The organism is Mesorhizobium sp. U510 (assembly GCF_059180695.1).
The window spans coordinates 3,125,271-3,139,307 of the sequence record NZ_CP180532.1; the positions used below are offsets into that span (position 1 = coordinate 3,125,271).

At 65.0% G+C, this 14,037-nt stretch carries 15 protein-coding genes; 7 read left to right on the forward strand and 8 right to left on the reverse strand.

The features are described from left to right. Positions 1 to 95 precede the first annotated feature (95 nt). Positions 96 to 1,022: an aldose 1-epimerase gene (locus ACLGL5_RS16600; RefSeq protein ID WP_494372941.1), complete on the forward strand. Its 927-nt coding sequence runs from the start codon at positions 96 to 98 to the stop codon at positions 1,020 to 1,022. Positions 1,023 to 1,052: 30 nt separating this feature from the next. Here the strand turns inward: ACLGL5_RS16600 and ACLGL5_RS16605 are convergent, their stop codons facing one another. The 8 genes from ACLGL5_RS16605 to pcaQ all read right to left on the reverse strand — a co-directional run bounded on the left by ACLGL5_RS16605 (position 1,053) and on the right by pcaQ (position 9,133). Further along, the gene (locus tag ACLGL5_RS16605; RefSeq protein ID WP_069091588.1) at positions 1,053 to 2,498 is read right to left on the reverse strand and encodes an aldehyde dehydrogenase; all 1,446 of its coding nucleotides are present in this window, start codon (positions 2,496 to 2,498) and stop codon (positions 1,053 to 1,055) included. Positions 2,499 to 2,531: 33 nt separating this feature from the next. Beyond that, a complete protein-coding gene (locus ACLGL5_RS16610; protein WP_069093346.1) occupies positions 2,532 to 3,317 on the reverse strand; it encodes a coniferyl-alcohol dehydrogenase in 786 nt (261 codons plus the stop codon). Between the two features lie 2 nt (positions 3,318 to 3,319). Next, entirely contained in the window at positions 3,320 to 4,378 is a 1,059-nt protein-coding gene (locus tag ACLGL5_RS16615) for a branched-chain amino acid ABC transporter permease (RefSeq protein ID WP_019856754.1), read from the reverse strand. After that, positions 4,375 to 5,271, reverse strand: coding sequence for a branched-chain amino acid ABC transporter permease (locus ACLGL5_RS16620; RefSeq protein WP_019856755.1), 897 nt, complete (start codon positions 5,269 to 5,271; stop codon positions 4,375 to 4,377). Before ACLGL5_RS16620 ends, ACLGL5_RS16615 begins: the two co-directional genes overlap by 4 nt. Continuing rightward, positions 5,268 to 5,996, reverse strand: a complete 729-nt coding sequence (locus tag ACLGL5_RS16625) for an ABC transporter ATP-binding protein (protein ID WP_019856756.1) — start codon at positions 5,994 to 5,996, stop codon at positions 5,268 to 5,270. Before ACLGL5_RS16625 ends, ACLGL5_RS16620 begins: the two co-directional genes overlap by 4 nt. After that, positions 5,993 to 6,736, reverse strand: coding sequence for an ABC transporter ATP-binding protein (locus tag ACLGL5_RS16630; RefSeq protein ID WP_069091589.1), 744 nt, complete (start codon positions 6,734 to 6,736; stop codon positions 5,993 to 5,995). Before ACLGL5_RS16630 ends, ACLGL5_RS16625 begins: the two co-directional genes overlap by 4 nt. 21 nt (positions 6,737 to 6,757) lie before the next feature. Further along, positions 6,758 to 8,074 (reverse strand): ABC transporter substrate-binding protein, encoded by a 1,317-nt coding sequence (locus ACLGL5_RS16635; protein WP_051112818.1) that lies wholly within the window; start codon positions 8,072 to 8,074, stop codon positions 6,758 to 6,760. Between the two features lie 141 nt (positions 8,075 to 8,215). Further along, positions 8,216 to 9,133 (reverse strand): pca operon transcription factor PcaQ, encoded by a 918-nt coding sequence (gene pcaQ / locus ACLGL5_RS16640; RefSeq protein ID WP_010914665.1) that lies wholly within the window; start codon positions 9,131 to 9,133, stop codon positions 8,216 to 8,218. 94 nt (positions 9,134 to 9,227) lie between these two features. Between pcaQ and pcaD the strand changes: the two genes are divergently transcribed. From pcaD to pobA, 6 genes are read left to right on the forward strand one after another with little or no spacing between them, the layout of a single operon-like run. Beyond that, positions 9,228 to 10,037 (forward strand): 3-oxoadipate enol-lactonase, encoded by an 810-nt coding sequence (gene pcaD, locus ACLGL5_RS16645; RefSeq protein ID WP_027046579.1) that lies wholly within the window; start codon positions 9,228 to 9,230, stop codon positions 10,035 to 10,037. Continuing rightward, a complete protein-coding gene (gene pcaC, locus ACLGL5_RS16650; protein WP_019856760.1) occupies positions 10,030 to 10,437 on the forward strand; it encodes a 4-carboxymuconolactone decarboxylase in 408 nt (135 codons plus the stop codon). Before pcaD ends, pcaC begins: the two co-directional genes overlap by 8 nt. Next, the gene (gene pcaH, locus ACLGL5_RS16655) at positions 10,427 to 11,182 is read left to right on the forward strand and encodes a protocatechuate 3,4-dioxygenase subunit beta (RefSeq protein ID WP_038645157.1); all 756 of its coding nucleotides are present in this window, start codon (positions 10,427 to 10,429) and stop codon (positions 11,180 to 11,182) included. The genes pcaC and pcaH overlap by 11 nt, the downstream gene beginning before the upstream one ends. Beyond that, positions 11,182 to 11,796 (forward strand): protocatechuate 3,4-dioxygenase subunit alpha, encoded by a 615-nt coding sequence (gene pcaG / locus ACLGL5_RS16660; protein ID WP_019856762.1) that lies wholly within the window; start codon positions 11,182 to 11,184, stop codon positions 11,794 to 11,796. The genes pcaH and pcaG overlap by 1 nt, the downstream gene beginning before the upstream one ends. Positions 11,797 to 11,804: 8 nt before the next feature. Beyond that, the gene (locus ACLGL5_RS16665; protein ID WP_069091590.1) at positions 11,805 to 12,857 is read left to right on the forward strand and encodes a 3-carboxy-cis,cis-muconate cycloisomerase; all 1,053 of its coding nucleotides are present in this window, start codon (positions 11,805 to 11,807) and stop codon (positions 12,855 to 12,857) included. Continuing rightward, positions 12,857 to 14,032, forward strand: coding sequence for a 4-hydroxybenzoate 3-monooxygenase (pobA, locus tag ACLGL5_RS16670; RefSeq protein WP_038645160.1), 1,176 nt, complete (start codon positions 12,857 to 12,859; stop codon positions 14,030 to 14,032). The genes ACLGL5_RS16665 and pobA overlap by 1 nt, the downstream gene beginning before the upstream one ends. Positions 14,033 to 14,037 lie beyond the last annotated feature (5 nt).

The window sequence follows — 14,037 nt, forward strand, 5'->3', positions numbered from 1 at the left end:
TCCGTGCCGTGCTAAAAGATTTCTTATTCTTCATACTATTCATATGATATGTCTTATCGCCATGGCGATCGGAGTCAAGGGACGGGGGAGCGCCGATGACAAAGAATTTCGCTGCGGTTGCCGCGCAGCACACGGAACTGGTCTCGATCAGCGATGGCATCGCGACGGTCGACATTGCTCCGGCCGCCGGCGGTGCGCTGGCGTCGTATCGATGGTGGCAAGATGGCGCCGTGGTGGATTGGCTGCGCCCGGCAGATCCGGCGGCGATCAGTAGCCGCGATGCCGGCGTCATGGCCTGCTTCCCGCTCGTTCCATATTCCAATCGCATAAGGGGCGGCCGGTTCGAGTTCGCGGGACGCACCATCCGGCTTCCGACGACTGCCGACGATCCTCATCATGAACATGGCCATGGCTGGCGCCGGCCTTGGGTGGTCGTCAGGCATGAAGCCGGCACGATCGTCCTGCGCTATCGCCACGCCGCCAATTCCTGGCCATGGAGCTATGAAGCCGAGCAAGAGATAACGCTGGCTGACGGCAGGCTTTGCGTGACCATCAAGGTACGCAACCTGTCGGACGCACCGATGCCGGCTGGCTTCGGCCTCCATCCCTATTTCCCGTCGACGCCGTGGGCGCATGTCCAGGCGCCGGTGTCCGGCATGTGGGAGACGGACACGGAGGTCCTGCCCGTCCGGCATGTCCTGCCGCCGGTAGGAGCCGACCCGTCCATCGGTTTTGACGTATCGGAAGTGGACTTCGACACGGTTTTCACCGGATGGGCGCGCCGCGCCCGGATCTCCTGGCCCGAACACGGACGGCGACTGGACATCGAGGCCGAGGCGCCGCTCGATTTCCTTGTCCTCTACACGCCGCCCGGCGAGCCGTTCTTTTGCGCCGAGCCGGTCAGCAATATCACCGATGCCTTCAACCGCACGGGCGGCCGCATCGACACTGGCTGCATCGTACTGGCGCCCGGTCTGATGCGATCCGCCAGCGTTCGCTTCACGCCGTCCCTGGCCGGTTGATCTTCATTGCCGACCGCGAGACGAGGCCGGCTAGAACGGATAGTGCTGGCCGGGATCCTCGATCGTCACCCAGCGCAGATCGGTGAACTCGGCGATCGAGGCCTTGCCGCCGAAGCGGCCATAGCCCGAGCCCTTGACGCCGCCGAACGGCATCTGCGCCTCGTCGCCGACGGTCGGGCCGTTGATGTGGCAGATGCCGGCTTCGATGCGCGCGGCGACCGCCATGGCGCGCTTGATGTCGCGGCTGAACACGGCTGACGACAGGCCATACTCGGTGTCGTTGGCGACACGCACCGCCTCGTCCTCGCCCTTCACCCGGATGACCGGCTTGACCGGCCCGAAGGATTCTTCGGCATAGACGCGCATCGCCGGGGTGACATGGTCGAGCAGCGTTGCCTCGACAACCGTGCCGGTGCGCTTGCCACCGGCGACAAGCTTGGCGCCCTTGGCGACGGCGTCAGCGACAAGCTCCTCCATCTTGTCGGCCGCCTGGCTGCTGATCAGCGAGCCCAGCACGACATGGCCGCGCGGATCGCCGGCCGGCAGGCCCGACGCGCGGACGGCGAGCTTGGAAACGAATTCGTCGGCGATCCTCTCGTCGACGATCAGCCGCTCGGTCGACATGCAGATCTGGCCCTGATGCATGAAGGCGCCGAAGGTCGCCGCATTGACCGCTGCATCGATGTCGGCGTCGTCCAGAACCAGCAGCGGTGCCTTGCCGCCGAGTTCGAGCAGCGCCGGCTTCAGATGCCGCCCGGCAAGCTCGGCGATGATGCGCCCGACCTTGGTCGAGCCGGTGAAGTTGACGCGCTTGACCGAGGGATGCCCGACCAGCCCCTCGACGATTGCAGCGGCATCCCTGGGGTCGTTGGTGACGACATTGATGACGCCCTTGGGCAGGCCGGCCTCGACCAGAACCTGACCGATCAACCGGTGTGTGCCGGGGCACATTTCCGAGGCCTTCAGCACCACCGTGTTGCCGCATGCGAGCGGCATGGCGATGGCGCGGGTGCCGAGAATGACCGGCGCGTTCCATGGCGCGATGCCGAGGCACACACCGGCCGGTTGGCGGATCGCCATGGCGAGCGTCCCCGGCTTGTCGGAAGGAATGATCTCGCCCGAAATCTGCGTCGTCATCGCCGCCGCCTCGCGAAGCATGTTGGCCGCCAGCATGACATTGAAGCCGGCCCAGGGACCGGTGGCGCCGGTCTCTTCCATCATCAGCCGGGTGAATTCGCCGACCTTGGAGGCCATCACGTCGGCCGCCCTGGACAGCAAGGCGCGGCGCTCACCAGGCCCGGTCTTCGACCAGGTCGCAAAGGCGGCGGCCGCGGCTTCCACAGCCGCGTTGGCGTCGGCAACGCTGGCTGCTGCGGCGCGCGTCGCCAGCTTGCCGGTGAACGGGTCCATGCGCTCGTAGGCGGCCGCGCCGGACGCATCCCTTTTGTCGCCGTCGATCAGAAGTCCGATATCCATGATTGTCTCCCTCGCTCCGGTGGAGCTTCGTGATTAAAAGCCGAGCACTTCGGCGTTGATCGATGCTTCGAGGCCGCCGTCGACCGGCACATTGGCGCCGTTGACCCAGCGCGCGCCGTCCGAACACAGGAACAGCACGACAGGCGCTATATCGGCCGATGCGCCCGCTCGTCCGACCCTGGCTATGTCGCTGTCGACGCGGGCATCGCCAAGCACGGTGCGGAATTGTTTCAGGATCGGCGTCTCGACCGGTCCCGGGCTCACCGCATTGACGCGGATGCCACGGTTCTTGAACAGATCCTGATGCGCCGCGCGGAAGGTCCACAGCAGGAGCAGTTCCTTCGAGACGGGATAACCTTCCTCGTTCTTGACCGCATGGTCGGCGACGATCTTGGCGACATCCGGGAAACCCTCGATGCCGACCATCGAGGCCGCACGGTTGAGATTGGCGCGCCAGCCATAGCCGGCGATCGAGGCGACGTTGACGATGGCGCCGCCTTCGCGAATTTTTGGCGCGACGGCTTCGGACAGTGCGCGCAGGCCAAAGAAGTTGACGGCCAGCGTCGACGCCGCGCCGGTGTTGCCGGAGAGGCCGGCGACATTGCAGAGCGCGTCGATGCGCTGCGGCAGTCGCGCGACCAGTTCGTCGACGCCTGTCTTCGATGATATGTCGGCCTTGACGAAACTGCCCACCGCTGCCGCCGGCTCGCGCACATCGACGCCGATGACATCGGCGCCAAGCTGGCCGGCAAGTTCGGCTGTGCGCGCGCCGATGCCGGAGGCGACGCCGGTGATGAGGATCGTCTTGCCGAAAAGCATGGTCATGCCTTCTCCCGAGATATCGTGGATTGTTGTGGCGTCGCGTCGCCGTCGACAGCGGTTGCCGGAAGCCTGACGCGGTAGCCAACCGGCAGCAGGCGCAGCCCAAAACGCTCCTCGATCGTTCCCCAAAGGCCGCGCGGCAGGAACAGCGAGAACAGCACGGCCGTGGCGCCGAGCCCGACGAGGTACCAGACGCCGGTGCCGCCGAACCAGGTCTCGATGAGGAAGAACACCAGCGCGCCGAGGATGGCGCCCTCGAACGTGCCGATGCCGCCGACCAGCACCATGAAGATCATGTAGGCGGTCCACTGGACGTTGAAGTAGGTTTTCGGCTGGAAGGTGATGGAGGTCGCCAGCCACAGCGCCCCGGCAACGCCGATGCCGAAGGCGGCAAGCACAAACAAAAGCCGCTTGGTGCCGGTGACGCGCACACCGACCGAGGCTGCGGCATCCTCATTGTCGCGGATGGCGCGGATTGCCGCACCCGTGCTGCCGCGCAGCAGGCCGAACAGGATGGCGAGCAGCGCGGTCATCGAGGCCAGCGCCAGCCAGTAGATCGCCACCCGCCTTGTACCGGCATCGTAGACGTTGAGCGAGATCAGCGACGTGCCGGTTTCGCCTTGCACCAGCCGGTCGAGATTGACCAGGAGATGCGTCAGCGCCGCGATCACCCACATGCCGATGGCGAACTCGCCGTTCCGCAGCCGCAGCATGAACAACGAGAGCGGCCAGGAGACAACGCCGACAACGATCGCTGAAACGAAAAGCGAGGCGAAAGGGTTGAGGCCGGCATCGGCCAGCCGGATGGCGAAATAGGCGCCGAGCCCGAAGAACACCTGCTGGCCGACCGAAACCAGGCCGCCGAAGCCGGCCAGAGCGTTCCACATCGCCGCTAGGATCACATAGATGAACAATGCCGTCATGCGGTCGACCGCGCCCGCCGAGAGGAACTGCGGCGCAATAGCGAGCAGCGCGATGATGACGGCGACCGCAATCGCCGCGATCCGCGACGTCGCCGTGCCGCGCTCGATGACCGGCGAGGACGAAACCGCACTCATGATGCGCTCCGGGAAGGCAGGCGCAGCAGGCCGCGCAGGCCGAGGCCGGATGTAGACAGCCGCACGAACAGCACGACGAGGAACACGGCATGGCCGCCGATCAGAAAGCCTTGCGGGTGCACTTGCGCGCCGAGTGTCTGCGCAAGCGCCAGCACGATGCCACCGACCAGCGTTCCCCACAGCGAACCGGCACCGCCGATCACAGCGGCTTCGAAAGCGAACAGCAGTTGCGGCGCGCCGGCATAGGGATCGAAGGTGGCGCGCATGCCGAGAAAGGCGCCGGCAAGACCAACCGTGACCATGGCGATGGAAGCGGCGATGGCATTGGCGCGACGCGCATCGACGCCGACCAGGCCGGCCGTATCAGGGTCTTCCGAAGTGGCGCGGATCGAGCGGCCAAGCCGGGTGCGGGTGAGGAACAGCTGCAGCCCTCCCAGCAGGATCACGGCGGTGGCGAACATGATCACGGCCAGCTTGCCGACATAGATGCTGCCCGGCCACTCCCAGGAATCATAGGACAGGCTGCCGATATAGGGTGCCAGCGAACGCGTGTCGGCGCCGAACTGCTCGAACAGCATGTTGTCGATGACGATGGCCAGGCCAAACGTGGTCAGGATCGGCAGCAGCGCACCGCCACGCGCGCTGCGTTCGAGCAGGAAACGCTGCAGCGCCCAGCCGATCGCCGCCATCAGCGGCAGCACGATCAGCAGGCCGACAAACGGCGGGATATGGAACCGCGAGGCCAGCCACCACAGCGCAAAGGCCGCGAACACGGCAAGGCTGCCATGGGCGAGGTTGATGATGCGCATCACCGAGAACATGAAGGACAGGCCGCAGGCGATTAGCGCGTAGTAGCCGCCGAGCAGGATGCCCTGAATGATCTGGTTGCTCATGCCGGAACGCTCCCGGGACTTTTCCGGTGCAGGCCGAAATAGGCTTTCGTCACCTGGTCGCGCGAAACCGCCTTGCTCGGCCCTTCCAGCGCCACACGCCCTTCGAGCATGCAGATCACCCTGTCGGAGACAGCGAGCGCGCGGTTGAGGTCCTGCTCGACCAGGATGATGGTCGTGCCGGAAGCGATCAGCCCCTGGAGGGCCGCGTAGACACGGTCGACGATCAGCGGCGACAGGCCAAGCGAAACCTCGTCGAGCAAAAGCACTTCCGGATTGCTCATCAGCGCCCGGCCGATCGCCGTCGCCTGCTGCTCGCCGCCTGAGAGATGGCCCGTCTTGGCATGGCGGCGGGGTTTCAGATTGGGGAACATGTCGAGCACTCTGTCGACGCTCCACTCGCCCGGCCGGCCGGCGGTTCTGCCGAGCAGAAGGTTCTCCTCGACCGTCATCTGCACGAAGAGCTTTCGCCCTTCCGGCACCAGCGCGATGCCCATGCCGACGCGCCTGTGCGACGGCACGTTGGTAAGATCGGCGCCGTCCAGCAGCACGCGGCCGGCCGCCGGCTGGTGCGCGCCGGCAATTGCCCTGAGCAGCGTCGTCTTGCCGGCGCCGTTAGCGCCGACCAACGCCAGCGTCTCGCCGCGTTCGATGCTGAAGCTGACGCCGCGCACCGCCTGCAGCAGGCCGTGGCGGACAACGAGATCCTCAACCGACAGCAGGCTCATTTCGGGCCTCCGCCGAGATAGGCGCGCACGACCTCCGGATCGGCCATGACGGCTTGCGGCTCACCGTCGGCGATGATTTTTCCCGCATCCATGCAGATCAGCCGTTCGGCCACTTGCAGCAGGATGTGGACGATGTGCTCGATCCAGACGATGCCGATCTTGCGGCGGCGCAATTCCTTGATCGTGGCGACAAGCTCGCCGGCTTCGCCGTCGGTCAGGCCGCCGCCGATCTCGTCGAGCAGCAGCAGCGTCGGCCTTGCCGCCAGCGCGCGCGCCAGCTCCAGCCGCTTGCGGTCGAGCAGTCCGAGCGTCTCGGCGCGGCGGTTGGCAACACCCAGCATGCCGCACAGTTTCAGCGAACCGAGGGCTTCCTCATAGGCCTCGTCGCGGCCGAGGCCGGCGCCGTGCGAGGCCGCGACGAAGACATTCTCGAAGGTGGTCATGAAGTTGAATGGTTTGGGCACCTGGTGCGTGCGCACCAGACCGAGCCGGCAACGCTGCGTCGCCGACAGCGGCGTCACGTCGCCGCCCTTGAAGCCGACCGTGCCCGCACTCGGTGGAAAGGCGCCGGAAAGCACGCTGAGCAGTGTCGTTTTGCCGGCGCCGTTCGGGCCGACAATACCCACCGCCTCTTCGGCCGCCATAGCGAAGTCGACCGCATCCAGCACCACAAGCGCGCCGAAGCGCTTATGGATGCCGGCAGCGGTCAGAACAGCCTGTTGTTGCGGATGGGTCACCAGGCGATCCTCGTCAGCGGTCCATCAGCCGTTGTAAGGCTGAAGTTTGGCTTCGACGGGCACCTTCGGATCGGTGGCGTTCTCGGTCACGACATAGTCGAGCGGGAATTTGCTGCCTTCCTTGGCAGCCACCCACTGCGTGCCGATGATCGGACCGGGCGAGACATTGGCGACAGGGCCGCTGGTGAAATCGACCTTGCCGATCATGGTCTCGGTCTTCAGCGTGCTCAGCGCCTTGGCCACCGCCGCCTTGTCCTTGGCGTCGGAGCTGGCCTTCAGCGCTTCGAAGCCGGCGTCGAGCAACGACATCGAGGCGCCGAGCTGCTGCGTCCACTGCTTGCCGCTCGCCGCCTCATAGCCGTCGGCGAGTTCGGTGCCCGAAACACCGGTAAGCGGCGACTTGTAGGGGAAAGCCTTGTGCCAGTAGGCGGCGCTCGAAATCTTCATGCCGAGGTCGCCGAGCGCCTCGATGTCAGACGGGAACAGGCCGGTCTTGGCGACCTGGGCGATCTTGATCTGCTTGATCAGCCCCTGCTGTGCCGCCTGGCGCCAGAAGGCGGCAAAGTCCGGCGGGATCGGGAAGGAATTGAAGATCTCGACGCCTTCCTGCTTGAACAGCGCGATCTGCGAGGAATAGTCGGTGGTGCCGGTCTCGTAGGCGCCGGGATCGACGATGGTGAAACCTTGCTTGGCAAGCAGCGGCGCCAGATTGGCGCGGATGGCGTTGCCGTCGGCGTCGTTGGGATACATGACGCCGACCTTCTTGTTGGTCTCGATCAGGTTCCATTGCGAGATGTAGGTCTTGAAGAACTCGCCGACACCGAAGCCGAAATGATAGGTCCATTTGAACGGCGAGGGCGCGCCGGGCTTGGCGCCGCGGCCGAAATACCAGGCCTCCCACGGCATGACGGTCGACAGGCAGGGCACCCCCGCGGCCTCGCAGGCGTCGGCGACCGGGTTGATCACCTCGGGCGTCGACACCGCCAGCATCAGGTCGATGGCCTGGTTGTTGATCAGGTCCTTGGCGAGTTGGCCCGCGCGTGACGGGTCCGACTGCGTGTCCTGGTCCAGGATTTCGACGCTGTATTTCTTGCCGCCGATATCGAGGCCGCCGGCCAGCGCCTTGCGGGCGAGGTCGAGCACATAACCGTCGGTCTGGCCGAAGCCGGCCAGCGGCCCCGTGCGCGGGCTGACGAAGCCGACCTTGAGCGTGCCGGCCGCCTGGGCGAAGGCCTTGCCGCCACCGAGCGCGAGCGCCGCGCCGCCGGCGATCGAGGTGGCAATGAACTGGCGCCGCGACACGCCACGAATACTGGATCTGCTACCGTTAGCGTAGGTCATGCATTCCTCCCTTTGTGCTCCTCCATCGGCACAGTGCACCAGCGTTTTGGTTCGGTAAAATGATATTTTGCGGTGTTTCATTAACCCTGGGGTTAGGGGATTTCCGAAGAACGCGGGGATCGGTCCGAACGGTCCGACGCCTCACTTGCCCGGCCTTGCCGCCTCGCGAATGGTCTGCAGCAGGATGGTGAAGGCCGGCGATGGCGCCGTATCGGTGCGCATCGTCAGGCCGACCGGTCCCTTGGTTTCCTCGGTGTCGACCGGCAGGGCGACGAAGGCGCCGCTGGCGATCTCGTTGGCAACCACGCCGGCCGAAATGATCCACACCGCATTGCTCTGCCGCATGAAGGAGCGGCCAAACGAATCCGAGACGGTTTCGATCTCGGTCGCCGGCGCGGTCATGCCGTTGGTGATGAACAGGCGATCGACGAAGGGGCGGATGACGGATTCCCGGGTCGGCATCAGCACCGGGAATTCGTCGAGCCTGGCGAAGATATCCGCTCCCGGTTCCAGCAGTGGATGCCCGGCGCGCACCACGAACAGCACCTGTTCGGAATAAAGATGCTCGAAGAAGAAGCCGGTCATGTTTTCGGGCGCTGCCAGCCGTCCGACGACAAGATCGAGCGCGCCGGTACGCAATTGCTCGAGCAGCACCGCGTTCTCGCCAGTGACGATCTTGATCGCCGCGCCGGTGTTTTCTCCGAGGAACAGGCTCATGGCCTTGGGCATGACCTTTGCCGACACGGTCGGCAGAGCGCCGATGCGGATCGGATGGCGGTTGATTGCGCCGTCCTGGCGAACGGAATCGACGCCGCGCTTCAACGCGGTGATCGCAGAACCGGCATGGCTGAGGAAGATCTCACCAAGCCTTGTGACCCGGATACCGCGCCCGTCACGCTCGACAACGGCGACACCGAGCGCCTCTTCCAGTTCACGCAACGTCTTGGTCACCGCCGGCGCGCTGACATGCAGGAAATCGGCGGCGCGGGCCACGCTGCCCTGCCGCGCAACCTCCAGGAAGGCCTGCAGGTGACGGAAGCGGATGCGGCTCTCGGCCATGGATTTAATAACCCCTGAGTTAATGAAATGGCGCAAAATATCATTTTACCGAACCAAATGCCTTGTGCAATGTGGGAGGTGGAGGATCGAAATCGTGTCATTCGTCACCATCGGCGGCATCACGCTGCACCATCGCCACCTCAAGGCGACCGGCAATGCGCGCGCGATCATATTCATCAATTCGCTGGGCACCGACTTCCGCATCTGGGACGACATTGTCTCGGCGCTCGATGGGGAAATGTCCTTGCTGGTCTATGACAAGCGCGGCCACGGGCTGTCCGACATAGGCGAGATCAAGTCGATCGACGATCATGTCGACGATCTCTCGGGGCTCATCGATCATTTCGGCTTGAAGAAGGTCGTGCTGTGCGGCCTTTCGGTCGGCGGCATGATCGCGCAAGGGCTCTACGCCAGGCGCCCGGGGATCGTCGAGGCCATGATCCTGTGCGACACGGCCCACAAGATCGGCACAAATGAGAGCTGGAACACCCGCATCGCGGTCGTCGAACGCAAGGGCATCCAGGCCATTGCCGATGGCGTGCTCAAAGTGTGGTTCACTTCCGCCTTCCACACCTCACGGGTGGCCGAACTGGATGGCTATTGGAACATGATGACCCGGCAAGCACTTGCCGGCTACGTGGGAACCTGCGTTGCTATCCGCAACGCCGATTTTACTGACGCGGCACGCCGCATCGAGGTGCCGACACTCTGTGTCGTCGGTGACCAGGACGGCTCGACGCCTCCCGCTCTCGTCCGCTCGCTGGCCGCTCTGATCCCCGGTTCGCGTTTCGAGATCATCCGTGACGCCGGACATATTCCCTGCGTCGAACAGCCTGAAGCGCTCACCGCGCTGATCCGCGATTTTGTCGCATCGCTTGCCCCTGGAGCAGAAAACCATGGATGAAGTCCCCGGCAACGCAGCCCGATATCGCACTGGCCTCGTGGTGCGGCGCGCGGTGCTCGGCGATCGGCATGTCGATCGGGCTGAGGTCGCCGCCACCGATTTCGATCAGCCGTTCCAGGAACTGATCACCGAGGCAGCCTGGGGGACTGTGTGGGCCCGGCCGGGCCTCAGCAAGCGCGAGCGCTCGATCGTCACGCTGGCGCTGCTGGCGGCACTCGGCCATGATGAGGAGGTCGCCCTGCATGTGCGCGCCACCGCCAACACGGGTGCGACGCGCGACGATATCTGCGAGGCGTTCCTGCATGTCGCCATTTATGCCGGCGTGCCGGCCGCCAACCGTGCCTTCAGAATAGCCAAGGACGTGTTTTCGGAAATGGACGGAGCCGACAATGCCCTCTGAGTCCGGCTCGAACCGGAGACCTGAGTCCGGCGCCTTCTTCCAGCGCGACCGGACATGGCATCCGCCGGCGCTGACGCCGGGCTATAAGAGTTCGGTGCTGCGCTCGCCGCAAAAGGCGCTTTTGTCCTTCGACAACACGCTGTCGGAAATAGCCGGACCAGTCTTCGGCCATGCCATGCTCGGTGAACTCGACAACGACCTGATCCATAATTTCGCCAGGCCGGGCGAGAGCGCCATCGGCGAGCGCATCATCGTCCATGGGCGTGTGCTCGACGAACGCGGTGTTGGCGTTCCCGGCGTGCTCATCGAATTCTGGCAGGCCAATGCCGGCGGCCGCTACCGCCACAAGAAGGACGGCTATCTGGCGCCGCTCGACCCGAATTTCGGTGGCTGCGGCCGCACCATCACAGGCGACGATGGTGGCTATGCCTTCCGCACTGTCAAGCCCGGGCCTTACCCGTGGCCCAACGGTCCCAATGACTGGCGCCCGGCGCACATCCATTTCTCGGTTTTCGGCCACGGCTTCGCGCAGCGGCTGATCACGCAGATGTATTTCGAGGGCGATCCGCTGATCTGGAAATGCCCGATCGTGCGCGGCATCGCCGACAAGGCGGCCATCGAGGCGCTGACGGCCATCCTCGACAAGCAGGCGACGGTCCCGATGGACGCGCTCGCCTACAAGTTCGACATCGTGCTGCGCGGCCGCCGCTCGTCGCTGTTCGAAAATCGGCTGGAGGGCAATTGATGCGCCAATCGCTCGACCGCCTCAGGGAAAGCCCCTCGCAGACCGCGGGACCCTACGTCCATATCGGGCTGACGCCGAACTTCTGCGGCATCGGTGGCGTCTATGCGACCGATCTCGGCGCGACCATGGTCAACGACAAGACCAGGGGCGAGCGCATCGGTCTCAAAATTAGGGTACTCGACGGCACAGGCACGCCGCTCAAGGACGCGCTGATCGAGATCTGGCAGGCGGATGCGGACGGGCTCCACAATTCGCCGGCCGAATTGCGCGGCGCGGCCGATCCGAACTTCTTCGGCTGGGGCCGCTGCCCGACCGACATGGACACAGGCGTCTGTGCATTCGAGACGATCAAGCCGGGCCGCGTGCCGTTCCGGGATGGAAGGCTGATGGCGCCGCACATCACGCTATGGATCGTCGCGCGCGGCATCAATCTCGGCCTGCACACGCGGCTCTATTTTTCCGACGAGGAAAAGGCCAATGGCGAGGATCCGATCCTGGCGCGCATCGAGCATCGCGTCCGCGTGCCGACTTTGATCGCCGAGCGCCAGGGCGGCACCTACGTCTTCGACATCCATCTCCAGGGGGAGAAGGAAACGGTCTTCTTCGACAGCTAGGAGATCTCATGACCGTATCGCCCTTCGACCATCCGTTGCTATCCGCACTCCTCGGCGACGAGGAAGCATCGCGGCATTTTTCCGTCGAGGCGGAAATCGAGGCGGCGCTAGCGTTCGAGTGCGCATTGGCCGAAGCGGAGGCTGAAAACGGGATCATCGCCAGGGATGCCGCGGCAGCGATCGTGACGGCACTGGCATCATTCCGGCCGGATACCGCTTTGCTGAGAGCAGGCGTCGCCAAGGACGGCGTCATGGTGCCGGAACTGGTGCGCCAGATCAGGGCTGCGGTCGGTGAACCGCATGGTGACAAGGTGCATTTCGGAGCGACCAGCCAGGACGTCATCGATACGAGCCTTATGCTTCGGCTGAAAGCGATCGTCGAGCATATCGGCCTGCTGCTGACCGAAACCGTTTTGCGCCTCACCTCGCTTGAGGAGCGCTTCGGCGGCAGGGCGCTGACCGGCATGACCCGCATGCAACCAGCGATCCCTATCCAAGTGACGGATCGCATCACGGCGTGGCGTGGGCCGTTGCAGCGGCATCAGGAAAGATTGTCGGACCAGGCGAGGCGCCTGCTGGTGGTGCAATTCGGCGGCGCTGCCGGCACGCTGGAAAGGCTCGGCGATAAGGTGCCGGCGGTGCGCGCCGCGCTTGCCGCAAAACTCGGCCTTGCCGATGCGCCCCAATGGCAGAGCCAGCGCGACACGCTCGCCGACTTCGCCGGCTGGCTGTCGCTGCTGACCGGCAGCCTCGGGAAGTTCGGCCAGGACATCGCGCTGATGGCGCAGGGCGGAACTGACATCGCGCTTTCCGGCGGCGGCAGCTCGTCGGCCATGCCGCACAAGCAGAACCCGGTGAAGGCCGAGGCGCTGGTGGCGCTCGCCCGCTTCAACGCCACGCAGCTTTCCGGCATGCATCAGGCACTGGTGCATGAACAGGAGCGCTCGGGTGCGGCCTGGACGCTGGAATGGCTGTTGCTGCCGCAGATGGTCGTCGCCACCGCCGCGTCGCTGCGCCTTGCCGCCGAACTGGCCGGACAGATCGAAAGCCTCGGTCACTGATGCGCACGCAGGTCGCCATTGTCGGCTCCGGACCCTCCGGCCTGCTGCTTGGGCAGCTTCTCGCCGGCATCGGCGTCGAGACCATCATTCTTGAACGCTCGAGCCGCGAACATGTGGTTGGCCGCGTGCGGGCAGGGGTGCTCGAACAAGGCACGGTCGAGTTGCTGGAAGAGGCCGGTGTTGCTGCAAGGCTGCATGCCGAAGGCCTGCCGCATTCCGGCATTTCGCTGGCTTTCGACGGGCGCCTGCACCGCATTGATCTCGCGGCGCTCACCGGCGGCAAGCATGTCACCGTCTATGGCCAGACCGAAGTGACGCATGATCTGATGGACAAGCGCGAGGCGGCTGGCCTCGTCACTGTCTATGAGGCCGCTAATGTCGCGCTGCATGATTTCGATGGCGCTGCGCCGTTCGTTACCTACGACGACAAGGATGGCGTCTCTCACCGGATTGATTGCGACTTCATCGCCGGCTGCGATGGCTATCACGGCGTCAGCCGCAAATCGGTGCCGGAGCGCGCGCTGAAGACCTTCGAGCGGCAATATCCGTTCGGCTGGCTCGGCGTGCTGGCCGAAGTGCCGCCAGCCGATCACGAACTGGTCTATGCCAATCACGAGCGGGGCTTTGCATTGTGCTCGATGCGTTCGACGCATCGCAGCCGCTACTATGTGCAGTGCCCGCAGGACGACCGCGTCGAGGCCTGGTCCGACGACCGCTTCTGGGACGAGCTGCGCCGCCGCTTGCCGGAACGGACGGCGGCAAGCGTCACCACCGGGTCATCCTTCGAAAAGTCGATCGCGCCGTTGCGCTCCTTCGTTGCCGAGCCGATGCGTTTCGGCCGGCTGTTCCTGGTCGGCGATGCCGCCCACATCGTGCCGCCGACTGGCGCCAAGGGCCTCAACCTCGCCGCCAGCGATGTACGCTATCTCTTCGCCGGTCTGCGCGAGTTCTACGTTGGAAAGTCCCAAGCTGGCATTGAGGCCTATTCGCAAAAGGCGCTGGCGCGGGTGTGGAAGGCGGTGCGCTTTTCCTGGTGGATGACGACCATGCTGCACCGCTTCCCTGACACAGGCGATTTCGGCCAGCGCATCCAGGAAGCCGAACTCGACTATCTCGTGCACTCGCAGGCCGCGTCGACCGCGCTCGCCGAAAACTATGTCGGGCTGCCGTACTGAAGCAG

Bases quoted from the DNA above. Each gene is read 5' to 3' on its own strand.
- pcaQ (WP_010914665.1), bottom strand. From the start codon at position 9,133: ATGGCCGAGAGCCGCATCCGCTTCCGTCACCTGCAGGCCTTCCTGGAG.
- pcaH (WP_038645157.1), top strand. From the start codon at position 10,427: ATGCCCTCTGAGTCCGGCTCGAACCGGAGACCTGAGTCCGGCGCCTTC.
- pcaC (WP_019856760.1), top strand. From the start codon at position 10,030: ATGGATGAAGTCCCCGGCAACGCAGCCCGATATCGCACTGGCCTCGTG.
- ACLGL5_RS16610 (WP_069093346.1), bottom strand. From the start codon at position 3,317: ATGCTTTTCGGCAAGACGATCCTCATCACCGGCGTCGCCTCCGGCATC.
- ACLGL5_RS16620 (WP_019856755.1), bottom strand. From the start codon at position 5,271: ATGAGCAACCAGATCATTCAGGGCATCCTGCTCGGCGGCTACTACGCG.
- ACLGL5_RS16665 (WP_069091590.1), top strand. From the start codon at position 11,805: ATGACCGTATCGCCCTTCGACCATCCGTTGCTATCCGCACTCCTCGGC.
- ACLGL5_RS16625 (WP_019856756.1), bottom strand. From the start codon at position 5,996: ATGAGCCTGCTGTCGGTTGAGGATCTCGTTGTCCGCCACGGCCTGCTG.
- ACLGL5_RS16605 (WP_069091588.1), bottom strand. From the start codon at position 2,498: ATGGATATCGGACTTCTGATCGACGGCGACAAAAGGGATGCGTCCGGC.
- ACLGL5_RS16600 (WP_494372941.1), top strand. From the start codon at position 96: ATGACAAAGAATTTCGCTGCGGTTGCCGCGCAGCACACGGAACTGGTC.
- pcaG (WP_019856762.1), top strand. From the start codon at position 11,182: ATGCGCCAATCGCTCGACCGCCTCAGGGAAAGCCCCTCGCAGACCGCG.
- ACLGL5_RS16635 (WP_051112818.1), bottom strand. From the start codon at position 8,074: ATGACCTACGCTAACGGTAGCAGATCCAGTATTCGTGGCGTGTCGCGG.
- pobA (WP_038645160.1), top strand. From the start codon at position 12,857: ATGCGCACGCAGGTCGCCATTGTCGGCTCCGGACCCTCCGGCCTGCTG.
- ACLGL5_RS16615 (WP_019856754.1), bottom strand. From the start codon at position 4,378: ATGAGTGCGGTTTCGTCCTCGCCGGTCATCGAGCGCGGCACGGCGACG.